Raw genomic sequence first — 21,907 nt, 5'->3', positions numbered from 1 at the left:
CTTGGAGGTGTGGCCGAGTGGTTTAAGGCACCGGTCTTGAAAACCGGCGAAGGAGCAATCTTTCCGTGAGTTCGAATCTCACCGCCTCCGCCAGAACATCAGAAAACGGGCCAGTAGGCCCGTTTTCATTTGTGCCGCGTAACGTCACGCAAGATTGCATGGTGCCCATGCAGTAAGCACACATCCCCTGCCCCGAATGTGTTCGGCTGCGCCCTCCTCGACGCAAACGCCACGATCTAAACCAGCGCAGTCGCCTCGACCTCGATCTTGAATCCGTAATGCAGTTGAGGCACCGGCACGACAGCACGCGCGGGCCGAGCCTCACCGGCCCAGCGCGTGTAGATCTGGTTGAAGCTCATCCAGTGTTCGACATCGACGATATAGACGCGCACCTGCACGAGTTGCGCGATGCTGCTGCCGACACTTTCGAGAGCGGCCTGCACGTTCGCCAGAACCTGTTCGGCCTGCGCTTCGAACGACGCGTCGGCGAGCTTGTCGCCGCGCGCATTGATCGCCAATTGCCCGGAGACGAACACGAAGCCGTTCGCGATCGCGACATGGCTGTAGTGACCGCCAGGTTTTGCAAGCGTAGTGGGATTGTCTGTCGTGGGCAGACGTGGATCGTGCTGGCTAACAGGCATGAATTCACTCCAACGGTGACGAAGCGTCGGCGACGCGGGTTGCGCACATGATGAACCCCGACGCACACAATCGCGACACAATCGCGCGGTCACGCAACGAGCTTCGTCACGCTCGAAAGCAATGAAGGGACACGCGACACGCGGCCATCGCGCACGCAAGCCGTTGCGTTCACTGCACGAGGCGCTGCGCCAAAGAGTCGAAGACCAGCCAGCATCCGGCGCCCCTTCACGCGCATCAACTCGCGAGCCGCTCGACCATCCGCCGCGCCCGTCACACGCTGAGCGTCTCGAGCTTTTCACGCGCATCCGCGCAACGGCGATTCAGGTCGCGATGCATTGGCTGACTGTCGAGCAGCGCCGACACATCGGTCAACCCATAATCAAAGCGCAAGACGTATTCGATGTCCGTGTAATCGTGATAGGCGCCGCTGTCAGCCAGCTTCTGCGCTTCGGCGAAAGCCGCATGCTGCCGTTCGCCATTCATCAAGTCTCTGATCGCCATGATTGCCGCTCCGAGGAACAGTGACTCCATCATAGCAATGCAATTTGAAACGCAAGGTCGCGCGCGCGCAACACCTGGTGTTTTCCGTAGAGACGCCGGCTTGCGAGCGACGAGCGGATGTGTCATGCCGGCGATCCATCAGATTCACCTTCGGCAAGGCCCCCGAACAACTGTCACACAACCGCCGCAGGCGCCTTCGTCCCATGCCACCGCACAACCAGCATCCGCCCGACATAGCACAACGAACCGGCGACGCCGACCACGATACCCATGCCTCGCGGTGAACCGTCCTGCCATAGTCCGACCGCGAGGCTCGACAACGCGCCGAGCGCCAGTTGCACCGCGCCGAACACGGCGGCCGCGGCGCCGGCGTTCAGCGGATAACGGTGCATCAGATCGGTCGTGCAATTGGCGGACAGCACACCCACCACGCCCACCACGAAGAACAGACCGAACACGATCGACCACAAGCCGCCCCATCCGGTCAGCGATACGAGACAGACGAACAGCGAAGCTACGCAGCTCACGGTCGCCGCAAAGGAGATGATCGGCAGCGAGCCGAGCCGGCCGACCAGACGCGTGTTCAGAAAGTTGCCGAACATGATGCCGACGATGTTCAACGCGAACAGGAACCCGTAATGCTGCGCCGACACGTGGAAATACTCGATGTACACGAACGGCGTCGCCGTGATGTAGGCGAACATCGATGCGAATGCCATGCCGCCGCACAGCATATGCCCCCACGCGACCGGATCGCGCAGCAGCTTGCCGTACGCGCCGAACGATGTCAGCAGCGCCGACTGCGCGCGCTTTTCGCGCGGCCATGTTTCCGGCACCTTGAAGAAAGCGGTCACGGCGCACATCGCGCCGAACAGCGTCAGCACGACGAACACCACGCGCCAGCCACCGAGCAGCAGCAGCTGCCCGCCGATCAGTGGCGCGAGCAACGGACCGATCGACGTGACGATCGCGAGCATCGACAGCACGCGGGCGGCATCGGTCGGCCCGTGCGCGTCGCGCGCAATCGCACGCGCGAGCACCGACGCCGCGCCCGCGCCGAGCGCCTGCACGAAGCGGAACATCACCAGCGCGCCGATCGAGAACGACAGCGCGCACGCCACGCTCGCCAGCGCATACATGACGATGCCGCCTAGCAGCACCGGCCGCCGTCCATATGTATCAGACAGCGGGCCGTACAGCAGCATGCCGATCGAAAAGCCGAACATGAAACTCGTGAGCGTCGCCTGGGCCGCGCCGGTACTGATCGCGAAGGCCTGCGCGATGGTGGGCAGGCTCGGCAAATACATGTCGATGGAAATCGGCCCGCATGCGGCAAGCGCACCGAGCAACAGAATCAGCCGGCCATCGGGCCGGCTTCTGGAGACGTGAGACATGGGAATCCGGATGGAGCGCCGCGCCGTCATCGGCAGCGGAACGGGTAGAACGGGACAGCGGCAATGTATCGGGGTCGATTGTACGCGACGGGCTCGGGCTTGCGAGTGCCTGAGCCATGCGCGTCGTTCGCGTCGTTCGCGTCGTTCGCGTCGTATCTCGCCGTGTTTAGCCGTGCCTCGCCGGTTTTCACATGCGAACATGGCCGGGCGGCCACTGGGTGAACATCACGCGGCAAGCGCGCCGTTGATCGGTTAAGCTGCCGCCTGACCGTTCGGGCCGCAACCCGAAACTACGCACGCCCTTCTCCCGCCCCTTCTGCTTCGAGCATGCGATGACCGCCTTCCTGCTGATCTGGAGCCCCAAGAAATGGCCGTGGCCCGAGTTGCCCGACGTCGCGAAACGCGTCGCCACGGGCGTCGCGGTCAGCGACGTGTGGGGCTGCGGATTTGCGCGCAGCATCCTGCCGGGCGATCGCGTATTCCTGCATCGCGTCGCGCTGCAACCGAAAGGCATCTTCGGCTCGGGTTACGTAACGCGTGCTCCCTATGAAGTCCCCGACCCGGCGACGAAACGCGGCTATCGCCTATGCATCGACTTCGTGTACGACTGGCTCGTCGACGCGCACGAAGCACCGGTGATCCCGCGCGAGATGTTGCGCACGTTTCCGTTCTCGGTGCAGACATGGGACGCGCAGAGTTCGGGCACCGTAATCAAGCCGATCGCCGAAGGCGCGCTGGAAAAGCGCTGGGCCGAACTCACGGGCAAACGCAAGCCGCCGAAACTCGACGGGCCAGCGGCCCACACGCGTTCGAGCAAAGTCACCGCGCAGGCGGCGGCCGCACAAGGCGCGGCGCCAGGTCTCGATGACTCGACGCGCAAGACGGCAAGCAAGCCAAGACGCGCGCCGGCAACCCGAACCAGGGCGAAAAAGGTCGTGACGAAACGCGCGCAACAGCGTTAAAAGGGGTGGCGCACGAGCCGCGCCATAAGGACTCCATCGGGCCGCCATCGGGCCCGCTGCAAGACCCGTTCACGCCGACTCCGGTACAATTTCTCCACCTGTCCCAGCATCGCGCGAATCGCCCACGGGCAACCTGCGCCGCTGCGCAACCCCAATTCCAGCCATCGCCATGTCCAAAAACGAACTCCTCTTCGAACGCGCGCAACGCACCATTCCTGGCGGCGTGAACTCGCCGGTGCGCGCCTTCCGTTCCGTCGGCGGCACGCCGCGCTTTATCGAGCGCGCGCAAGGCCCCTACTTCTGGGACGCGGACGGCCAACGCTACATTGACTACATCGGCTCGTGGGGCCCCATGATCCTTGGCCACGTTCACCCGGAAGTGCTCGAAGCCGTGCAGCGCGTGCTGGCCAACGGCTTTTCGTTCGGCGCGCCGACGGAGTCGGAAGTGGAAATCGCCGAAGAGATCTGCAAGCTCGTGCCGTCGATCGAACAGGTCCGCATGGTGTCGAGCGGCACGGAAGCCACCATGAGCGCGCTGCGTCTCGCGCGCGGCTTCACGAACCGCAGCCGCATCGTCAAGTTCGAAGGCTGCTATCACGGTCACGCGGACAGCCTGCTCGTCAAGGCCGGCTCGGGCCTGCTGACCTTCGGCAATCCGACCTCGGCGGGCGTGCCGGTGGATATCGCGAAGCACACCACCGTGCTCGAATACAACAACGTCGCCGAACTCGAAGAAGCGTTCAAGGCGTTCGGCAACGAGATCGCGTCGGTGATCGTCGAGCCGGTCGCGGGCAACATGAACCTCGTGCGCGCCACGCCGGAATTCCTGCAGGCGTTGCGTCGCCTGTGCAGTGAATACGGCTCGGTGCTGATCTTCGACGAAGTGATGTGCGGCTTTCGCGTGGCGCTCGGCGGCGCGCAAGAGGTGTACGGCATCACGCCGGACCTCACGTGTCTGGGCAAGGTGATTGGCGGCGGCATGCCGGCGGCGGCCTTCGGCGGACGGCGCGACATCATGGCTCATCTCGCGCCGCTCGGCGGCGTGTATCAGGCGGGCACGCTGTCGGGCAATCCGATCGCGGTTGCCGCGGGCCTGAAGACGCTGCGACTGATCCAGGCGCCGGGCTTCTACGACACGCTCGCGGCACGCACCGCACGCCTCGTGCAGGGGCTCGCGCAAGTCGCAGGCGAAGCGAAGGTGCCGTTCGCGGCCGATTCGCTTGGCGGCATGTTCGGCCTCTACTTCACCGAGTCGATCCCGACCAGCTTCGCCGAAGTCACGAAGAGCGACGTGCCGCGCTTTAACGCGTTCTTCCACAAGATGCTCGACGCGGGCGTGTACTTCGCGCCGTCGGCGTATGAGGCGGGCTTCGTGTCGATCGCTCACGACGATGCGATCGTCGACGCCACGATCGACGCGGCGCGCGGCGCCTTTGCGTCGCTCGCGGCCTGAGGCCCGCGCGGCGTCGAAGCAGCAGAGACCGCCGAAACCGAAACTCGATATAGCCTAGCCACCGTACCCGACCGGATCCCGATGTTTTCGCAAACCGACTTCGTCCATATGGAACGCGCGCTCACGTTGGCCAGGCGCGGCATGTACACCACCGATCCGAATCCGCGCGTAGGTTGCGTGCTCGTCAAAAGCGGCGAAGTGATCGGCGAAGGTTTTACGCAACCGGCCGGCCAGGATCACGCGGAGATTCGCGCGTTAAAGGACGCGCGCTCGCGCGGCCACGATCTGCGCGGCGCCACCGCTTACGTGACGCTCGAACCGTGCAGCCACTTCGGCCGCACGCCGCCGTGCGCGAACGCGCTCATCGACGCGCAGGTCGCGCGCGTGGTCGCGGCGATGGAAGACCCCAACCCGCAAGTGTCCGGACGCGGACTCGCCATGCTGCGCGACGCCGGCATCGAAGTGCGTTGCGGGCTGCTCGCGAACGAAGCGCATGAACTGAACATCGGCTTCGTGTCGCGCATGACGCGCGGCCGCCCATGGGTCCGCATGAAAGTGGCGGCGTCGCTGGATGGCCGCACCGGCTTACCGTCGGGCATCAGCCAATGGATCACCGGCGAAGCGGCGCGCGCAGACGGTCACGCATGGCGCGCCCGCGCATCGGCGATTCTGACCGGCATCGGCACCGTCAGGGAAGACGACCCGCGCATGACGGTACGCGCGGTCGACACGCCGCGCCAACCGCAACGCGTGCTGATCGATAGTCAGCTCGACGTGCCGCCGGACGCACAGATTCTGGCCGGCGCACCCACCCTGATCTTCTGCGGCAATCTCGATCAGCGCCATGCCGATCGGGCAGCCGCGTTACGCGATCGCGGCGCCGAGATCATCCAGCTGGCGAACGCCGCCGGCAAGGTCGATCTGCCTCGCCTGCTGAAGGTGCTCGGCGAGCGCAACGTCAACGAGTTGCACGTCGAGGCGGGCTACAAGCTGAACGGCTCGCTGCTGCGCGAGGGCTGTGTCGACGAACTGCTCGTCTATCTCGCGCCGAGCCTGCTCGGCATGGATTCAATGAGCATGTTCAACCTCGGCGCGCCGCAATCGCTCGACGGCCGCGTCAAACTGAATTTCCACGCGATCGACCGGATCGGCGACGATCTGCGGATTCTTGCGCGCTTCGCGCCGCAAACCTCAGCCGAAACCGGCACGGCTCCCGCGCCCCCCTCCGTTTCGAAATGACCAAGGATTAGCACGATGTTCACAGGAATCGTCGCGGCAGTGGGCCGCATCGAATCAGTCAAACCGCTGGGCATGGACGGCGACGCGGGTGTGCGCCTGAACGTCGAAGCCGGCGGCCTCGACCTCGGCGACGTGCAGCTCGGCGATAGCATCACGATCCAGGGCGCCTGCATGACGGTGGTCGCGAAAACCGCGCATTCTTTCGAAGTCGACGTATCGCGCGAAAGCCTGAACTGCACGGCAGGCCTTGGTGAAATCGGCGAAGTGAATCTGGAAAAGGCGCTACGCGCGCACGACCGGCTCGGCGGTCATATCGTCTCCGGCCACGTGGACGGCCTCGGCACGGTCACGCACTTCGCGCCGGTCGGCGAATCGCACGAACTGCGCGTGCTGGCGCCGCGCGAGATCGGCCGCTATCTGGCATACAAAGGGTCCATCACTGTCAACGGCGTGAGCCTGACCGTCAACTCGGTTAAAGATCGCGACGACGGTTGCGAGTTCTCGATCAACCTGATTCCGCACACGGTCGAAGTAACCGCGCTCAAGCGTTTGCGTGAAGGCACGCAGGTGAATCTGGAAATCGATCTGATCGCGCGCTACGTCGAGCGCATGCTGAACGCGCCGAAATAACGGACCCACGCCGGGCTCAAGGCCCGGCCGCGCATGGGCTCGCCGCGGCGCCCTGCCGCTTTCAGCCCGTTCATGCGTGCATCATTTCGACGAGCATAGCAACGCCCCGGGGGCCATCGCCAGTCGGCCAAACGGCCTATGCCATCCGGCGGAGGCGACTTGGACTCGCGCGTGGCGTAAAATACGCGCTTTCCCGAAAATCTCGCCAACATGACGCTCGCCTCCACTCCAGAGATCATCGCCGAACTGAAAGCCGGCCGGATGGTGATCCTCGTCGACGAAGAAGACCGCGAAAACGAGGGCGACCTCGTGATCGCCGCCGAGTTCGTCACGCCGGAAGCGATCAATTTCATGGCCCGCTACGGCCGTGGCCTCATCTGCCTGACGCTCACGCAGGAACGCTGCAAGCTGCTGAACCTGCCGCTGATGACCTACCGCAACGGCACGCAATACGGCACGGCGTTCACGGTCAGCATCGAAGCGGCCGAAGGTGTGACCACCGGCATTTCCGCCGCCGATCGCGCCCGCACGATCGCCGCGGCGGTCGCGCCGGATGCCAAAGCCGAGCACATCGTGCAGCCAGGCCACATCTTTCCGATCATGGCCCAGCCCGGCGGCGTGCTGGTGCGCGCCGGCCATACCGAGGCGGGTTGCGACTTCACCGCGCTGGCGGGTCTCACGCCGGCCGCGGTGATCTGCGAAGTCATCAAGGACGACGGCACGATGGCGCGCCTGCCCGACCTGATGGAGTTCGCGAAAGAGCACGACCTGAAAATCGGCACGATCGCGGATCTGATCCACTACCGCAGCCGCACCGAGTCGATCGTCGAGCGTATTTGCGAACGCACCATGCAGACCGCACACGGTGCGTTCCGCGCGGTCATGTATCTCGATCAGCCGAGCGGCCAGCCGCATATCGCGCTGGTGCGCGGCACGCCGAACCCGGACAAGGACACGCCGGTGCGGGTGCACGAGCCGCTGTCGGTACTGGATCTGCTCGAAGTCGGCGAATCCACGCACTCGTGGACGCTGGACGCGGCGATGAAAGAGATCGCGGAACGCGACCTCGGCGTGGTCGTGCTGCTGAATTGCGGCGACTCGAAAGATCATCTGATCGACGTCTTCAAGGCGTTCGACTCGAAGGAAAAAGCCAACGCGCTCAAGCGCCGGCCGGTCGATTTCAAGACGTACGGCATCGGCGCGCAGATTCTGCGCGAGCTCGGTGTCGGCAAGATGCAGGTACTGTCGAACCCGCGCAAGCTGGGCAGCATGTCGGGTTACGGTCTCGAAGTCACGGGGTTCGTTCCGATGCCGGGCAGCGCCGCGCAGGCACCGCAAGGCTGATCCGACTATTCACGCGCTTAGCGCCCACTCAAACATTACGGAATTCACATGGAAATCGGACAATACCAACCGAATCTCGACGGCGACGGGCTGCGCATCGGCATCGTCCAGGCGCGCTTTAACGAACCCGTCTGCAACGGTCTTGCGGACTCCTGCATCGAAGAACTGGAACGCCTCGGCGTGACCGGCGAAGACGTGCTGCTCGTCACCGTGCCGGGCGCACTGGAAATCCCCCTGGCGCTGCAAAAGCTCGCGGAAAGCGCGCAGTTCGACGCACTGATCGCGCTCGGCGCGGTGATTCGCGGCGAAACGTACCACTTCGAACTGGTGTCGAACGAAAGCGGCGCGGGCATCACGCGCATCGGTCTGGACTTCGGCATTCCGGTTGCGAACGCCGTGCTGACTACCGAGAACGACGAACAGGCCGTCGCCCGCATGACCGAGAAGGGTCGTGACGCGGCGCGCGTGGCCGTCGAAATGGCGAATCTCGCCGTCGCGCTCGAACAACTCGGCGGCGACGACGAAGAAGAAGACGAAGAAGAGGAAGAGGCATGAAGAGCGCACGCCGACGCTCCCGCGAACTGGCCACGCAGGGGCTTTATCAGTGGCTGCTGTCGGGTTCGCCCGCCGGCGAGATCGACGCGCAACTGCGCGGCGCGCAAGGCTTCGACAAGGCGGATCACGAGCATCTGGACGCGATCCTGCATGGCGTGATGCGCGACTCGGAAGCGCTCTCCGCTGCCATCGCGCCGTGTCTCGACCGTCCCATCGAGCAGCTCTCGCCCGTCGAGCGCGCGGTGCTGCTGGTTGCCGCGTTCGAGCTGAAGAATCACGTCGATATTCCCTATCGCGTGGTCATCAACGAAGCGGTTGAACTGGCCAAGACGTTCGGTGGCTCCGACGGCTACAAGTACGTGAACGGCGTGCTGGACAAGCTCTCAGCGCAACTGCGCGCTGACGAAACACAGGCGGCTCGCAAGCATTGAGTATGAGTTGCGTGATGCCGGCCACGCCGGTCTCACGCGCCTCGCCTGGCAAAGCCGAACTGTTTGCGGGGACGCCGTTTCGCGCGTGACAAACGCGCCGGACGCCGTCCCGCTTTTGCTTCTGAACTGGATTTGATTGTATGAACTCCGTGACCGAACCTTTGGTGCGGCTTGCTGCGCGTGTCGACGCCATCCAGCCTTTCTACGTGATGGAACTGGCCAAGGAGGCAGCGCTTCTCGAGCGCGACGGACGCGACATCATTCACATGGGAATCGGCGAGCCCGATTTCACCGCGCCCGAGCCGGTCATCGAAGCAGCGGCCAATGCGCTGCGGCGCGGCGTGACGCAATACACCAATGCGCTCGGCCTGCACGCGCTGCGCGAAGCGATTTCGGCGCATTACGCCGCGGTCTACGGCGTCAGCGTCGATCCGGCGCGGATCGTCGTCACCGCCGGCGCCTCCGCCGCGTTGCTGCTGGCCTGCGCGGCGCTGGTCGATCGCGACGACGAAGTGCTGATGCCCGATCCGTGCTATCCGTGCAACCGTCATTTCGTGATCGCCGCCGAAGGCAAGCCAGTGATGGTGCCGAGCGGCCCGGCCGAACGCTTCCAGTTGACCGCCGCCGATGTCGAGCGCCTGTGGAACGAGCGCACCCGCGGCGTGCTGCTCGCGTCGCCGTCGAACCCAACCGGCACGTCGATCGAACCGGCCGAACTCGAACGCATCGTCAAGTCAGTACGGGCGCGTGGCGGATTCACCATCGTCGACGAGATTTACCAGGGCTTGAGCTATGACGCCGCGCCGGTGTCGGCGCTCTCGTTCGGCGACGACGTGATTACAGTCAATAGCTTCTCGAAGTATTTCAACATGACCGGCTGGCGGCTTGGCTGGCTGGTGGTGCCGCCCGGCATGGTGGGCGCATTCGAAAAGCTCGCGCAGAACCTGTTCATCTGCGCATCGGCGCTCGCCCAGCACGCGGCGCTCGCCTGCTTCGAGCCGGAAACGATCGCCGTCTATGAAGCGCGGCGCCTCGAGTTCAAGCACCGCCGCGACTTCATCGCGCCGGCGCTGGAGTCGCTGGGCTTCTCGGTCCCGGTCATGCCGGACGGCGCCTTCTACGTGTATGCCGATTGCCGCACCGTCTCGCATCCGGCGGCTGGCGACAGCGCGGCGCTCACCAAAGCCATGCTGCACGACGCCGGCGTGGTGCTGGTGCCGGGCATGGACTTCGGCACGCACGCGCCGAAGGAGTACATCCGGTTGTCGTATGCCACGGCCTATCCGAAGCTGGAGGAGGCGGTCGAGCGGTTGGCGAAGCTCTTCGGGCGGCATTGAGAGGCCGCAGGCGGGATCGGCCGCGCTCGGTTTTCCGCGGTGGACCTGCCAGTACCCCTCTGCGCCATCACACGCCTGACGCGCCAACCACCAGCGTGCCGCGCGCGCTTGTGATCCTTCAGACGCAAAAAAGGACACCTAGGTGTCCTTTTTCCATAACCGCCGCTCATACATCAAATTGCCCACAACGACATCGGGATCATGCCGCCCAGCTTCAGGCGCCCAACTCCGAAGCCGATGCCACGTGCTTCGTGTTGGCGTCGTCCTGCTCCTCAGGAGCCGCCGGCGCCTTCACCGGGCTCGCCGCGCTCAGCTGATGGGCGCCCTGAAGCGTCACCTGCACCCGCTTGCCGCCGCTGGCCGCCGCATTGGTGGTGGTCGACGCGGTCAGTACCGGAGCCTGCGGCGCGTTGATCGGCACCTTGCGGCCCCGCGCCACGTCGCGCAGACGGCCACGCTCGGCCATCACCTTAGCGCCGTAGCCGCCGTCGTCCTGCGAGGTCGAGCCGACGTAAAGACGCAAACCGCCTGGCAGCGAACCACCTCGGGCGATGCAATCCTTCAGCACCAACGCGCCCACCTTGATATTCGCGACCGGTTCGAGGGCCGCGCTCTCGCCGCCAAAATACTGGAACTTGTCCGAATGCACTTTGGACATCACCTGCATCAGGCCTTGCGCACCCACGCCGCTCTCGGCGTACGGGTTGAAGCCCGATTCGATCGCCATCACCGACAGCAACAGGAGCGGATCGAGACCGACTTCGCGGCCCGTGTCGAAGGCTGCCTTCACCAACTCGCTGACAGGTTCCTGAGCGACGCGATAACGCCGCGCCAGGTACGACGCGACCAGATCCTGCTCACGGCTCGAGATCAGCACGCGATCGTCACGCGCATCGGCGGACACGCGCTGCGACGGGATCATGCGCGCGAGCGCGGTGACGCTCTGCATGGTGCGCGGATCGAGCCCGTTCAGCGCCGCGACGCCCATACCGGCCGAGCCGGAGCCGTCGAAAGCGCCGTCGAAGCTGGTATTGCTCACGGTAAGGCCGGTGCCGCCGCTGTTTGCACCGTTGTTCGTTTCGGCACCGTTCGTCGAGTTGGCCGACAGCGTGTCGTCGGAAGACGCAGCCACGTTGCCAGGCGGCCCAAAGGACGGCAGCGGATTGCCCTGCAGCAGACGGGCAGGACCCGCTTGCACCGCCGCGGAGATGACCGGCATCAACCGCGCGGCGAGCGTGCCGCGCCAGGCCGGCATCAACCACAGCGCGAGTGCCAGCACGACAGCGACACCGCCGACGATGCTGAACAGGTAATGACTCATTCGCGTCCCGCGACGCAGCACACCACGCACAACTTGCGCGATACGCTCATCGGGACGCCAGGATAACCAGGCGTTCATTCAGATCTCCCATGTTGCATGATCTGCGAACCCCGCCCGAGGAAGATGGCGGTACCACACGTCCGTAGAGTCAAGACATCGCGTGCTCTGTCTGGTTAGGGCAGCAGCGACGTCGGGAAAACGGCAAATACCGTTTGTGGGGAGCCGTCTCGAAAAAAACGGCATACGCGATGCCAAGAGGGCAAGCGTTGGCTCCCACGCGAAAAACCAGCGTCAATCGGCGCTGGCGAGGACTTCAAAAAAGCCGGCAAAACCGTGCAGGGAATCGGTAAGCGGTGACGCGTTGCGTCAGTGGGACCGGGGGCGATGGTAAAAAGGTTCATGCCCTGCAACCAATGTGGACGGATTCTATGCACGGTTTTATAGATCGTCAACACTATAGAATAGCAAAAGTATAACTATTTGTAATAATGAACGGTGTTCAGTTCGTCCGGAGCCACGCCGGCCGCGCCTTCTGGAGGCACCGACCTCTTCCGTGCGGACTAAGCCGTTTGGTCGATCTACGTGCGCTAGCCAACGCAGGTAAAATCGACAATCCGTTCCGGCACGCTGCAGCCTGCCGCGCCCTTCTCTTTTGCCGCTGATGCGGCCCTGACCGCACCAGATGAGATACAAAGACCTCCGCGACTTCGTCGGCCGCCTCGAAACGATTGGCGAACTGCGCCGCATCTCGCACAACGTTTCGCCCAAACTGGAAATGACCGAGGTATGCGATCGGGTGCTGCGCGCCGGTGGCCCCGCGTTGCTGTTCGAGAGCAAGGAGCGGCATGCGTTCCCGGTACTCGGCAATCTGTTTGGCACGCCGCGCCGGGTCGCGCTCGGCATGGGTATTGACGCGCACGCCGGCGAAGGCGACGGCGCGGCGCTAGAGTCGCTGCGTGACATTGGCCGGCTGCTCTCGGCGCTGAAAGAGCCGGAGCCGCCGAAGGGCCTCAAGGACGCGGGCAAGCTGCTCTCGCTCGCCAAGGCAGTGTGGGATATGGCGCCGAAGACCGTGAGCGCACCACCCTGCCAGGAAATCGTCTGGGAGGGCAATGATGTCGACCTCGCCAGACTGCCGATCCAGACCTGCTGGCCAGGCGACGCCGGTCCGCTGATCACATGGGGCCTGACCGTCACGAAAGGTCCGAACAAGAGCCGGCAGAATTTAGGCATCTATCGCCAGCAAATGATCGGACGTAACAGGCTGATCATGCGCTGGCTCGCGCATCGCGGCGGCGCGCTCGATTTCCGCGAATTCGCGCTGCAGAACCCCGGCAAGCCGTATCCGGTGGCCGTAGTGCTGGGCGCCGATCCGGCGACCATCCTCGGCGCGGTCACGCCGGTGCCCGACACCCTGTCCGAATACCAGTTCGCAGGTCTGCTGCGCGGCGGCCGCACCGAACTGGCCAAGTGCCTCACGCCGGGCGTCGAGGGCCTGCAGGTGCCCGCGCGCGCCGAGATCGTGCTCGAAGGCTTCATCTATCCGCAAGACGGCACGCCCTCCCCGGCTCCCGCAGGCGCGCCGCCGCGTCCGGCGAGGGGCGCGTCGGCGGCGTACGAGCACGCGCTCGAAGGCCCGTACGGCGACCATACCGGCTATTACAACGAACAGGAGTGGTTCCCGGTGTTCACCGTCGAGCGCATCACGATGCGGCGCGACGCGATCTACCACTCCACCTACACGGGCAAACCGCCCGACGAGCCGGCCGTGCTCGGCGTCGCGCTCAACGAAGTGTTCGTGCCGCTGCTGCAGAAGCAGTTCACCGAAATCACTGACTTTTATCTGCCGCCCGAAGGCTGCAGCTACCGCATGGCGATCGTGCAGATGAAGAAGAGCTATCCCGGCCACGCAAAGCGCGTGATGTTCGGCGTGTGGAGCTTCTTGCGCCAGTTCATGTATACGAAATTCATCGTGGTGGTGGACGAGGACGTCAACATTCGCGACTGGAAAGAGGTGATCTGGGCGATCACCACGCGTATCGATCCGGCGCGCGACACGGTGCTGGTCGATCGCACGCCGATCGACTATCTGGATTTTGCGTCGCCCGTCGCCGGCCTCGGCTCGAAGATGGGCCTCGACGCGACCAACAAATGGCCCGGCGAAACCGACCGCGAATGGGGCCGCCCGATCGTCATGGACGACGCGGTCAAACAGCGCGTCGACAGCTTGTGGAACAAGTTGGGTCTGTAAGTCGAGCAGTACGACAAGACCAATAACAAAGCAGATGGAGCAGTTGCACGGATGCACCCCTTTTCTATGATGTCGGACGGGTTTTTCCTGTCGTTGTCGCTGTGCCTGGATATCGGTCTCGTGAATGTCGCGATCATTTCGCTGACGCTGTCGCACGGTTTCAAGCCGGGGTTCTGGCTCGGCCTCGGCTCATGTGTCGGCGATCTGATTTACGCGGCGCTCGCGCTCGCGGGCATGGCTGCGCTGCTGCAGTTCGAATCGGTGCGCTGGGTGGTATGGATCGGCGGCGCGGCGATCCTGCTGTTTCTCACGTGGAAAATGGCGCGCGAGGCAATATTCCCGGCAACGGCGCCGGCAGTAGCGGGCGAAGGCGGCGCCGACGCGCCGCATCTGTCGCCGTGGCGCGCGTTTTTGCGCGGCGTGCTGCTGGCGGTGTCGTCGCCGTCGGCGATTCTATGGTTCGCGGCGGTCGGCGGCGCATTGATCGCAAAAGCGGGCGCCACCAGTCCGACAACCGCACTGATCTTCCTTGGCGGCTTTTTTCTCGGCGGGCTGTGCTGGACGATCTTCATCTGCGGGCTCGGCAGTCATGGCCGCAAGCGCGCCGGCGCCGGTCTGCTGCGCGCCTGCCATGTGGTGTCCGCGCTGCTGTTCGCGTATTTTTCGTACAGCGTGATCGTCAACGGGTATCACGATCTGATCGTGCAAAGCACACACGTCGCGAGCTGATGAAGAAACGGCTTGCGCTGGCAAGCCGCCGTCGTCACGTCGATTCGAACCGAGTGGTCACGCAAGATACTCCGCGAGCTTCGGCAAATCGACATTGCCGCCGCTCACCACCACGCCGACCCGCTTGCCCTTCACCGGCACGATGCCGTTGAACACCGCCGCCGCGGCTAGGCAACCCGTCGGCTCGACGACCATCTTCATGCGCTGCGCGAAAAAGCGCATCGTCTCGATCAACTGCGTGTCGCTGACGGTTTCGATCCGCGCCACATGCTTGCGGATGATCGCGAACGTGTAGTCGCCGAGATGCGTGGAGGCGGCGCCGTCGGCAATCGTGCGCGGCGTGTCGATATGCACGATCTCGCCGCGCGCGAGCGACCGCTGGCCGTCGTTGCCCGCTTCCGGTTCCACACCGATTACCGTGCACGTCGGGCTCAGCTGAACCGCTGACAAAGTGCTGCCGCCGAGCAAGCCGCCGCCGCCGAGGCATACGAAGAGCATGTCGAGCGGGCCGGTTTCGTCGAGTAACTCTTTCACTGCGGTGCCCTGCCCGGCAATCACATGCGGGTGGTCGTACGGCGGAATCAGCGTCATGCCGCGCTCCTCGGCGAGCCGCCGGCCGATCTCCTCGCGGTTCTCCCTGTAGCGGTCGTAGGTAATCACTTCGCCGCCGTAGCCCTTGGTCGCCGCTACTTTGGCGGCCGGGGCGTCGTGCGGCATGATGATCGTCGCGCGGATGCCGGCGAGGCGCGCCGACAGCGCAATTGCCTGCGCGTGATTGCCCGAGGAATAGGTCAGCACCCCCGCCTTGCGCTGCTCCGCGTCGAAATGCGAAATCGCGTTATAGGCGCCGCGAAACTTGAAGGCGCCCATGCGCTGAAAATTTTCACACTTGAAGAACACCGACGCGCCCGTGCGCTCGTTGAACGTGCTCGATGTCAGGACTGGGGTGCGGTGGGCGACGCCTTCAAGACGCGCTGCGGCGTCGAGTACGTCGTCGAAAGTGGGAGCGGGAAGCGCTTGCATCGGCGAAACTCTCCTGGGGCGTAGGCGAAACAGCCATTCTCCCAGCTTCGCGAATGCTTTGGAACGTCTATGCCGTGGCGCGGCCACATAAAACAAAAACGGCGTAACCCGGCGATCAAGCCAGCGTTACGCCGTCGACAGCCCTCAACGGGCATGCCGCATTTAGCGGCGATAGTAGCCGTGGCCGTAATACCCGTGATAGTAGCCGTGGCGATAATAAGGGCGGCCATATCCCCCGTAGTAGCCGCCCACCACGACGGGCGGCGGCGCGTACACGACGGGCGGTGCATAGACGGGCGGCGGCGGCGCGTAGTAGACGGGCGGCGGCGCGGCATACACCGGATAAGCCGGTGCAACCGGAACGCCAATCCCGATGCCCACGGAAACGTGCGCCTGAGCAGCCCCGGCAAGTCCAAGGCCGAGCCCTGCGGCAACAACGAACGGAACGATCTTTTTCACTTTGTTCTCCTAGCGCGGCCTTCCAAGGTCGCCGACTTCGCATGCCTTGCATGCTATTGGAACAATTTATCGAAAAAGGCCGCGCACTTCTGTTCGCATTTGTTGCAAATTGCAATTCGTAGCAATAGATTACGCTTCGCTCAGGCGCGCCGAGCCTCGCTGCAGCGCTGTCGAGAGCCGGGAATCAAGGGTTTCAGGAGTTTTAGAGATACGCCAATCGTCATTTCAGGAAACTGGCGTTTTTCGAGTTCGCGTTTCAGTAATCTTTGATTACAAATTAGCTTCAATCCTGATGGAGCAATCAAACCGTGCCATAAAAAATGCCCGGCGAACGCGCCGGGCATTGCTCACCTGCGAGCGTCGCCGTTTAGCCGACTTTCACATAGGCAAATTCACGGGAGACGCTAGGCGGAACATATGCGCCGCTGATGCGCACACGCGGCGTCAGGCGCTTTTTCTGGTCCCACCAGCGGCGGCGCTGTGCATGTGTCAGGAACCGCAAGTGCTTCCGGTAAGAAAAAATACTCATCGTCGACCTCCCGAATCTGACTGCGAAACGAAGTACCCAGAAACAGCGACTACCAAACTGACATATCACGCGAATCACGAACGGCAAGCAGTTTTCGAACCCGTCGTGGCGCAGTCGGATGACCGGCTGCAGACGGCAGATCGTGCGCAAGCCGATCGGAAGACCGTCGGTGCCGGATCACTCTGCTGGCAGCCGAATGCGCGATACTTCTACTTTCCGTTCAAATGTTCCGTCTGGAGCAGGCAACCATGTCCCAGTTCCCTCTGCCGCGCCTGGGGTTTATCGGTGCGGGCCGGCTCGCGCGCTGTCTTGCGCTGAGCTTTTCACGCGCCGGCTATCCGGTCACGGCGGTGGCGAGCCGCTCGGCGACCTCGGCCGCCAGGCTTGCCAGTCAAATCGAGCATTGCACGGCATCGGACGATCCACAGCAGGTTGTCGACGCCGGCGATATCGTCTTTTTAGCCGTTCCCGACGACAGCATCGGTACGTCAGCGCACACACTGCGTTTCGGCCCGGACGCTGCCCGGTCCGGCAAGGCGCTAGTGCACTGCAGCGGCGCGTCGCCGGTCGCGCTACTGGCGCCGGCGCGCGACCAGGGCGCAGCGATCGGCGGATTTCATCCACTGTACCTCTTTAGCGGGGACCTCGCCGATCTCGAGCGGATCGCCGGCTGCTCGGTGACGATCGAGGCCAACGGCGCGCTGAAAGACACGCTCACAGCGCTGGCCATCGCGCTGCGCTGCCATCCCCTGTCGATTCCGCCGGGCGGGCGCATGCTGTATCACGCCGCTGCGCACTATGCGGCCAGCTTCGTGCTGTGCAGCCTCGCCGAATGCGTCGCGCTATGGCGGACACTGGGTTTCGCCGAAGACGACGCGCTGCGCGCGCTGCTGCCGATGCTCGCCGGCACCATCGAAACCGCCCGCGACAAGGGCTTGTCCAACGCGCTCGCGGGCCCCGTGTCGCGCGGCGATACCGGGGTCGTAGCGAAGCAGTTGGCGCTGCTCGAAGACCTCGGCGGCGACCACGCCGCGCTGTACGGTTTGCTGTCCCGGCGCGCGGTCGGACTCGCCGAGCGCCGAGCGAGCCCCCCCGCGGCGATCGAGGCAATCGCCGCGGCGGTGGAGGAATCGCTGAACCGGTCGCTGAATCGGGCCGCAGCAGGTGCAAGCGTCAAGTAAGGCGTGATAATGTGACGTCCGGCGCAGCTCGCAATCCGCCGGCGCCGCGCTTCGGGACCAACAGACGAGAACGCACAATGATCAAGGTCAGCATCCTCTATCCGTATCGGGAAAACGGCCACTTCGATGTGGACTATTACAGCGTCACGCATATGCCGCTCGCGGCGAAGCTGTTCGGGCCGTCGCTGAAGGGTTGGTCGGTCGACGTCGGCATCAACGCCGGGCCGCCGGGAACGCCACCGCCGTATGTGGCCGCGGGCCACTTCCTGTTCGACAGCGCGGACGACTTCTACAAAGTCTTCAAGCCGGCCGCGGAACAACTGACGGCCGACATTCCTAATTACACCGACGGCGGCAACGGCACGATTCTGATCAGCGAGATCAAGATTTCCGTGTGATGTCGAGCAGACCGCGGTGAAACGGTGGCGTGTCATCATGCTTGCCGGTGCATCCGGTTCGAAGCCGTGTCACCGAATCCACGCGCGAAACGCGCATGCATTCCCAATGAACCGCCGGCGCGCACCGATCGGTCGACGCCGGCACTCCGCGACCGCTCGACGGCCGCCATCCGAAGCATAAGGACACGAGATGTTTGGCGATATCGCCCGTTTTCTGCTCAATACCGTCTTCACGCTGTTCGGCGCGGCGCTGCTGCTGCGCGCCTGGCTGCAGGTCGTGCGCATGCCGCCCTACAACCCGGTGACGAACGCCGTGCTTCAAGCCACCAACTGGATCGTGCTGCCCCTGCGGCGCATTTTGCCGAGTACGCGCAACATCGACTGGGCGAGCCTCGTCGCGGCGCTGATCGCGGCGATCGTGTACGTCGTGCTGATGGTGGTCCTCACCGGCGTCGATCCGCTCACGCTCGTGCCGACGCTGCTGATCGTCGCCGTACTGACCGTCATCAAGTGGGCGCTGAATCTGATCATCTGGATGACGATCCTGATGGCGCTACTGTCGTGGCTCAACCCGCGCTCGCCGGCCATGCCGATTCTGTATCAGCTGACCGCGCCGTTCCTGAATCCGCTGCGCCGGGTGATTCCGCAACTTGGCGGAATCGATCTGTCGCCAATCCTGTTGTTCGTGATCGTGCAGGTGTTGTTGATGGTGGTCACGCGCGCCGCCGTTCAACTCACCTACTTCGTCATCTGAAGACGCGCAGCGTTGGCGGGAAAGCGTGGCGTGATTTGCGCTGAACACCCTTTCCCGAGTAGAATTGTGCGCTCTGCGGGCGTCGTATAATGGTAATACCCTAGCTTCCCAAGCTAGAGCCGTGGGTTCGATTCCCATCGCCCGCTCCACTTTGCGCTGAGCCTTCAGCAAAAATACCGCATGAGCCGCCTCCACGAAGGCGGCTTTTTTGTAGTGGCGGCGCCCCGGCGTAGTAAGTCGCAACACACGGCGTCAGCCAACCGCGCGCACGTTTCGCGGCCTGCGCCGCCCCTGCTGACAGGCATGCCGCGCGAGCCGCGACGCCCTCACCCTTGTAGCAGCATCGACGATGATCCACGATCCAAACGACACCGGCCTGCCGGACGAACTCCCGACGTCCCCGAGCGTTGCAGAGGGCCAAACCGCCAGCAACGACGCGCCGCAAGACGAGGCGCTGCATCGGCGCCGCATCCGCAGCTTTGTCACGCGCGCGGGCCGCGTGTCGACCGGCCAGCGCCGCGCGATGGACGAACTCGGCCCGCGCTTCGTGGTGCCCTACACGCCGCACCAACCCGACTGGACCGGCGTATTCGGCCGCACCGCGCCGCGTGTGCTCGAGATCGGTTTCGGGATGGGCGCGACCACTGCGGAGATCGCCTTGCATCGTCCCGACGACGACTTCCTCGGCGTCGAAGTGCACGAACCGGGCGTCGGCGCGCTGCTGAAACTGATGGGCGAGCAGTCGCTGTCGAATATCCGCATCGTTCAGCACGACGCCGTCGAAGTGCTCGAACAGATGATCGCGCCGGACAGCCTCGACGGCGTGCACATCTTTTTCCCCGACCCCTGGCACAAGGCCCGCCACCACAAGCGCCGGCTGATCCAGCCGAAGTTCGTCGCACTGCTCGCGTCGCGCCTGAAGCCGGGTGCCTATCTGCATTGCGCGACCGACTGGCAGAACTATGCGGAACAGATGCTCGAAGTGTTGGGCGCCGAACCCGCATTGGAGAACACGGCTGACGGCTATGCGCCGCGCCCGGCGTATCGTCCGGTGACGAAGTTCGAGCGGCGCGGACTGCGGCTCGGGCATGGCGTGTGGGATCTGGTGTTCCGCAAACGCAACGCCGGGTAAAGGCTCGCGCCGGGAAGTCCCCTGCAAAGGGTGACTGCCTGAAAGCAAAAAAGGTCCACTCCATCGAGCGGACCTTTTTTCATGGCACGAGCAAAGCGCAAATCTCATTCACTCCAGCTCAACACACCGCTATAGCCGACCAGCAGGATCAGCAAGCCGAAGCCGATCCGATACCACGCGAACGCGGTGAAATCATGCGAGGCGATATATCGGAGCAGCCAGCGCACGCAGATGAACGCGCTGACGAAGGCCGCCACGAAGCCGAGCGCGAAGCTGCCAAGCGCGTCAGTGGACAGCAGATGCCAGTCCTTGTAGAGCTCGTACGCAGTTGCGCCGAAGATGATCGGAATCGCGAGGAAAAACGAAAATTCCGTGGCGACTCGCCGCTCCAACCCGAACAGCATCCCGCCGATAATCGTCGCGCCCGAACGCGAGGTGCCCGGAATCAGCGCGAAACACTGCGCGAGACCGACTTTCAGCGCATCGAGTGCGCTCATATCGTCCACGTTGTGGACCCTCACCACCTGGGCGCCGCCCGTCCGCTGACGAGCCTCCGCCCACAGGATCACGACACCGCCCGCCACCAGCGCAAACGCGACGGGCACTGGCGAGAACAGGGCAGCCTTGATCGTTTTTTCGAACAGCAGGCCGAGCACGATCGCCGGAATCGTCGCAATGACCACGTTCAGCGTGAAGCGGCGTGCTTCGGGCCGACTCGGCAAGCCGACCACCACCGTGCCGATGCGGCGGCGAAACTCCCAGCACACGGCGAGAATCGCGCCGAGCTGGATCACGACATCGAAGGTTTTCGCGTGTTCGTCGGTGAAATTCAGCAGACTGCCGACGACGATCAGATGCCCGGTGCTCGACACCGGCAAAAACTCGGTCAACCCTTCGACGACGCCCAGAATCAACGCCTTGCAAGCCAGTAGCCAGTCCATCCGTGCCCCTTTATCGCGGTAGATTGTCGGAACGAACAGGACCGGCGCGAACAGTGACGTGCCTGCGCGGCCCCGCCGGCCGCGCGCCCGTCATTTTTCGACGATTTGCACGCGTATGCCGTTTGTAAGGATGGTGATTGTACCGGGTTCGTAGTTCACTCCGGCGAATTGCAATTGTTCGGGCTTGAATGTGTAGATCGGATAGTTGGTCAGCAACTGCGTCGCGAGCAGCGCCGCGGCAGCGTTGATCTGCTGGGTGTAGACCTGCGCCTGCCCGTTCACGCTCACGTTGTCGACATTCGGCGATTTCAGCACGACCGATCGGCTGACGGCGTCATAGGCCAGTTCGCTCGACAGCGTGAACACGCCGTCCACTGGCTGCGGCATGAACGGGCTCGCGAAGCGCGCATCGAGCTTCACGGAGACGCGGTTCGCATCCGGCAGAAAACCGACCACTGGATGGGTCAGCGAGACGTCGAACACCTGCGACACCGTGCGCTGATACGGGAATTTTCGCTGCACCGCGTCCTGCACCTGCTGCTGCGAGAACGTGTAGTGCGACGGGATGAACGGAAACGTCGGCGTCGCGCAGGCCGCGAGCGAAACGGTGATGCCAAGCACGCTACAGCCGGACAGCGCGGCGCGCAGAAAGCGGCGCCGGGCCGGCGCTGCGGATCGTGTCATGCGAAATCTCCAGTGGA

The 21,907-nt window shown here is 64.0% G+C and carries 22 protein-coding genes and 2 tRNA genes; 16 read left to right on the top strand and 8 right to left on the bottom strand.

Annotated elements, in window-relative coordinates; genetic code table 11:
- Nucleotides 1-3 precede the first annotated feature (3 nt).
- Nucleotides 4-93: transfer RNA gene (locus CIC12_RS06220), tRNA-Ser, on the top strand.
- A 143-nt stretch (nucleotides 94-236) separates the two neighbouring features.
- On the opposite strand, the gene CIC12_RS06215 is transcribed toward CIC12_RS06220, so the two are convergent.
- The 3 genes from CIC12_RS06215 to CIC12_RS06205 form a co-directional block, all read right to left on the bottom strand.
- Entirely contained in the window at nucleotides 237-641 is a 405-nt protein-coding gene (locus tag CIC12_RS06215; protein WP_168663156.1) for a RidA family protein, read from the bottom strand.
- Nucleotides 642-912: 271 nt separating this feature from the next.
- Nucleotides 913-1,143, bottom strand: a complete 231-nt coding sequence (locus CIC12_RS06210; protein WP_168663173.1) for a hypothetical protein — start codon at nucleotides 1,141-1,143, stop codon at nucleotides 913-915.
- A 173-nt stretch (nucleotides 1,144-1,316) separates the two neighbouring features.
- Complete coding sequence (locus tag CIC12_RS06205) at nucleotides 1,317-2,537, bottom strand: Bcr/CflA family multidrug efflux MFS transporter (protein ID WP_168663154.1); 1,221 nt, start codon at nucleotides 2,535-2,537, stop codon at nucleotides 1,317-1,319.
- 332 nt (nucleotides 2,538-2,869) lie between these two features.
- Between CIC12_RS06205 and CIC12_RS06200 the strand changes: the two genes are divergently transcribed.
- From CIC12_RS06200 to CIC12_RS06165, 8 genes are all read left to right on the top strand, one after another.
- A complete protein-coding gene (locus tag CIC12_RS06200) occupies nucleotides 2,870-3,499 on the top strand; it encodes a hypothetical protein (protein ID WP_168663152.1) in 630 nt (209 codons plus the stop codon).
- A 169-nt stretch (nucleotides 3,500-3,668) separates the two neighbouring features.
- Nucleotides 3,669-4,952, top strand: a complete 1,284-nt coding sequence (gene hemL, locus CIC12_RS06195; RefSeq protein WP_168663150.1) for a glutamate-1-semialdehyde 2,1-aminomutase — start codon at nucleotides 3,669-3,671, stop codon at nucleotides 4,950-4,952.
- Nucleotides 4,953-5,033: 81 nt separating this feature from the next.
- Nucleotides 5,034-6,191 (top strand): bifunctional diaminohydroxyphosphoribosylaminopyrimidine deaminase/5-amino-6-(5-phosphoribosylamino)uracil reductase RibD, encoded by a 1,158-nt coding sequence (ribD, locus tag CIC12_RS06190; RefSeq protein WP_168663148.1) that lies wholly within the window; start codon nucleotides 5,034-5,036, stop codon nucleotides 6,189-6,191.
- 15 nt (nucleotides 6,192-6,206) lie between these two features.
- Entirely contained in the window at nucleotides 6,207-6,821 is a 615-nt protein-coding gene (locus CIC12_RS06185; protein ID WP_168663146.1) for a riboflavin synthase, read from the top strand.
- 210 nt (nucleotides 6,822-7,031) lie between these two features.
- Entirely contained in the window at nucleotides 7,032-8,165 is a 1,134-nt protein-coding gene (ribBA, locus tag CIC12_RS06180; protein WP_168663144.1) for a bifunctional 3,4-dihydroxy-2-butanone-4-phosphate synthase/GTP cyclohydrolase II, read from the top strand.
- 48 nt (nucleotides 8,166-8,213) lie between these two features.
- Nucleotides 8,214-8,720: a 6,7-dimethyl-8-ribityllumazine synthase gene (gene ribH / locus CIC12_RS06175; protein WP_006050161.1), complete on the top strand. Its 507-nt coding sequence runs from the start codon at nucleotides 8,214-8,216 to the stop codon at nucleotides 8,718-8,720.
- Nucleotides 8,717-9,151, top strand: coding sequence for a transcription antitermination factor NusB (gene nusB, locus CIC12_RS06170; protein ID WP_121315472.1), 435 nt, complete (start codon nucleotides 8,717-8,719; stop codon nucleotides 9,149-9,151). Before ribH ends, nusB begins: the two co-directional genes overlap by 4 nt.
- A gap of 140 nt (nucleotides 9,152-9,291) precedes the next feature.
- Nucleotides 9,292-10,488, top strand: coding sequence for a pyridoxal phosphate-dependent aminotransferase (locus CIC12_RS06165; protein WP_168663142.1), 1,197 nt, complete (start codon nucleotides 9,292-9,294; stop codon nucleotides 10,486-10,488).
- A gap of 214 nt (nucleotides 10,489-10,702) precedes the next feature.
- Here CIC12_RS06165 and CIC12_RS06160 read toward each other — a convergent pair whose 3' ends face one another.
- Complete coding sequence (locus tag CIC12_RS06160; RefSeq protein WP_168663140.1) at nucleotides 10,703-11,887, bottom strand: transglycosylase SLT domain-containing protein; 1,185 nt, start codon at nucleotides 11,885-11,887, stop codon at nucleotides 10,703-10,705.
- A 604-nt stretch (nucleotides 11,888-12,491) separates the two neighbouring features.
- Here CIC12_RS06160 and CIC12_RS06155 point away from each other — a divergent pair.
- Together CIC12_RS06155 and CIC12_RS06150 are read left to right on the top strand one after the other, a co-directional pair.
- Entirely contained in the window at nucleotides 12,492-14,060 is a 1,569-nt protein-coding gene (locus CIC12_RS06155) for a UbiD family decarboxylase (RefSeq protein ID WP_168663138.1), read from the top strand.
- Nucleotides 14,061-14,111: 51 nt separating this feature from the next.
- Nucleotides 14,112-14,789 (top strand): LysE family translocator, encoded by a 678-nt coding sequence (locus CIC12_RS06150; protein ID WP_168663136.1) that lies wholly within the window; start codon nucleotides 14,112-14,114, stop codon nucleotides 14,787-14,789.
- Nucleotides 14,790-14,846: 57 nt separating this feature from the next.
- Here the strand turns inward: CIC12_RS06150 and CIC12_RS06145 are convergent, their stop codons facing one another.
- Together CIC12_RS06145 and CIC12_RS06140 are read right to left on the bottom strand one after the other, a co-directional pair.
- A complete protein-coding gene (locus CIC12_RS06145) occupies nucleotides 14,847-15,812 on the bottom strand; it encodes a threo-3-hydroxy-L-aspartate ammonia-lyase (protein WP_168663134.1) in 966 nt (321 codons plus the stop codon).
- A 162-nt stretch (nucleotides 15,813-15,974) separates the two neighbouring features.
- A complete protein-coding gene (locus CIC12_RS06140; RefSeq protein ID WP_168663132.1) occupies nucleotides 15,975-16,271 on the bottom strand; it encodes a hypothetical protein in 297 nt (98 codons plus the stop codon).
- Nucleotides 16,272-17,048: 777 nt separating this feature from the next.
- Here CIC12_RS06140 and CIC12_RS06135 point away from each other — a divergent pair.
- The 5 genes from CIC12_RS06135 (at nucleotide 17,049) to trmB (ending at nucleotide 20,265) form a co-directional block, all read left to right on the top strand.
- Nucleotides 17,049-17,981, top strand: coding sequence for a Rossmann-like and DUF2520 domain-containing protein (locus CIC12_RS06135; protein WP_168663130.1), 933 nt, complete (start codon nucleotides 17,049-17,051; stop codon nucleotides 17,979-17,981).
- A gap of 77 nt (nucleotides 17,982-18,058) precedes the next feature.
- Nucleotides 18,059-18,379, top strand: a complete 321-nt coding sequence (locus CIC12_RS06130; RefSeq protein WP_121315480.1) for an EthD family reductase — start codon at nucleotides 18,059-18,061, stop codon at nucleotides 18,377-18,379.
- A gap of 190 nt (nucleotides 18,380-18,569) precedes the next feature.
- Complete coding sequence (locus CIC12_RS06125; RefSeq protein WP_168663128.1) at nucleotides 18,570-19,133, top strand: YggT family protein; 564 nt, start codon at nucleotides 18,570-18,572, stop codon at nucleotides 19,131-19,133.
- A 75-nt stretch (nucleotides 19,134-19,208) separates the two neighbouring features.
- A tRNA-Gly gene (locus CIC12_RS06120) sits at nucleotides 19,209-19,282 on the top strand.
- 200 nt (nucleotides 19,283-19,482) lie between these two features.
- On the top strand, nucleotides 19,483-20,265 hold the full coding sequence (trmB, locus tag CIC12_RS06115) for a tRNA (guanosine(46)-N7)-methyltransferase TrmB (protein WP_168663126.1): 783 nt from the start codon (nucleotides 19,483-19,485) through the stop codon (nucleotides 20,263-20,265).
- Nucleotides 20,266-20,369: 104 nt separating this feature from the next.
- On the opposite strand, the gene CIC12_RS06110 is transcribed toward trmB, so the two are convergent.
- Together CIC12_RS06110 and CIC12_RS06105 are read right to left on the bottom strand one after the other, a co-directional pair.
- Nucleotides 20,370-21,206 (bottom strand): undecaprenyl-diphosphate phosphatase, encoded by an 837-nt coding sequence (locus CIC12_RS06110; RefSeq protein WP_168663124.1) that lies wholly within the window; start codon nucleotides 21,204-21,206, stop codon nucleotides 20,370-20,372.
- A gap of 90 nt (nucleotides 21,207-21,296) precedes the next feature.
- Nucleotides 21,297-21,890 (bottom strand): DUF1439 domain-containing protein, encoded by a 594-nt coding sequence (locus CIC12_RS06105; protein WP_168663122.1) that lies wholly within the window; start codon nucleotides 21,888-21,890, stop codon nucleotides 21,297-21,299.
- Between the last annotated feature and the right edge of the window lie 17 nt (nucleotides 21,891-21,907).

Source organism: Paraburkholderia sp. SG-MS1, assembly GCF_012275575.1.
In the GTDB taxonomy this organism is placed as follows: Bacteria; Pseudomonadota; Gammaproteobacteria; order Burkholderiales; family Burkholderiaceae; genus Paraburkholderia.
This window is presented reverse-complemented; position numbering and strand designations above follow the sequence as displayed.

What these genes read in the sequence shown, in the direction of transcription:
- CIC12_RS06135 (WP_168663130.1), top strand. Translation starts at nt 17,049, where the DNA reads ATGTCCCAGTTCCCTCTGCCGCGCCTGGGGTTTATCGGTGCGGGCCGG.
- nusB (WP_121315472.1), top strand. Translation starts at nt 8,717, where the DNA reads ATGAAGAGCGCACGCCGACGCTCCCGCGAACTGGCCACGCAGGGGCTT.
- CIC12_RS06200 (WP_168663152.1), top strand. Translation starts at nt 2,870, where the DNA reads ATGACCGCCTTCCTGCTGATCTGGAGCCCCAAGAAATGGCCGTGGCCC.
- CIC12_RS06160 (WP_168663140.1), bottom strand. Translation starts at nt 11,887, where the DNA reads ATGAACGCCTGGTTATCCTGGCGTCCCGATGAGCGTATCGCGCAAGTT.
- CIC12_RS06205 (WP_168663154.1), bottom strand. Translation starts at nt 2,537, where the DNA reads ATGTCTCACGTCTCCAGAAGCCGGCCCGATGGCCGGCTGATTCTGTTG.
- CIC12_RS06150 (WP_168663136.1), top strand. Translation starts at nt 14,112, where the DNA reads ATGCACCCCTTTTCTATGATGTCGGACGGGTTTTTCCTGTCGTTGTCG.
- hemL (WP_168663150.1), top strand. Translation starts at nt 3,669, where the DNA reads ATGTCCAAAAACGAACTCCTCTTCGAACGCGCGCAACGCACCATTCCT.
- CIC12_RS06105 (WP_168663122.1), bottom strand. Translation starts at nt 21,890, where the DNA reads ATGACACGATCCGCAGCGCCGGCCCGGCGCCGCTTTCTGCGCGCCGCG.
- ribD (WP_168663148.1), top strand. Translation starts at nt 5,034, where the DNA reads ATGTTTTCGCAAACCGACTTCGTCCATATGGAACGCGCGCTCACGTTG.
- trmB (WP_168663126.1), top strand. Translation starts at nt 19,483, where the DNA reads ATGATCCACGATCCAAACGACACCGGCCTGCCGGACGAACTCCCGACG.
- CIC12_RS06145 (WP_168663134.1), bottom strand. Translation starts at nt 15,812, where the DNA reads ATGCAAGCGCTTCCCGCTCCCACTTTCGACGACGTACTCGACGCCGCA.
- CIC12_RS06125 (WP_168663128.1), top strand. Translation starts at nt 18,570, where the DNA reads ATGTTTGGCGATATCGCCCGTTTTCTGCTCAATACCGTCTTCACGCTG.
- CIC12_RS06130 (WP_121315480.1), top strand. Translation starts at nt 18,059, where the DNA reads ATGATCAAGGTCAGCATCCTCTATCCGTATCGGGAAAACGGCCACTTC.
- CIC12_RS06210 (WP_168663173.1), bottom strand. Translation starts at nt 1,143, where the DNA reads ATGGCGATCAGAGACTTGATGAATGGCGAACGGCAGCATGCGGCTTTC.
- CIC12_RS06165 (WP_168663142.1), top strand. Translation starts at nt 9,292, where the DNA reads ATGAACTCCGTGACCGAACCTTTGGTGCGGCTTGCTGCGCGTGTCGAC.
- CIC12_RS06215 (WP_168663156.1), bottom strand. Translation starts at nt 641, where the DNA reads ATGCCTGTTAGCCAGCACGATCCACGTCTGCCCACGACAGACAATCCC.
- ribBA (WP_168663144.1), top strand. Translation starts at nt 7,032, where the DNA reads ATGACGCTCGCCTCCACTCCAGAGATCATCGCCGAACTGAAAGCCGGC.
- ribH (WP_006050161.1), top strand. Translation starts at nt 8,214, where the DNA reads ATGGAAATCGGACAATACCAACCGAATCTCGACGGCGACGGGCTGCGC.
- CIC12_RS06185 (WP_168663146.1), top strand. Translation starts at nt 6,207, where the DNA reads ATGTTCACAGGAATCGTCGCGGCAGTGGGCCGCATCGAATCAGTCAAA.
- CIC12_RS06110 (WP_168663124.1), bottom strand. Translation starts at nt 21,206, where the DNA reads ATGGACTGGCTACTGGCTTGCAAGGCGTTGATTCTGGGCGTCGTCGAA.
- CIC12_RS06155 (WP_168663138.1), top strand. Translation starts at nt 12,492, where the DNA reads ATGAGATACAAAGACCTCCGCGACTTCGTCGGCCGCCTCGAAACGATT.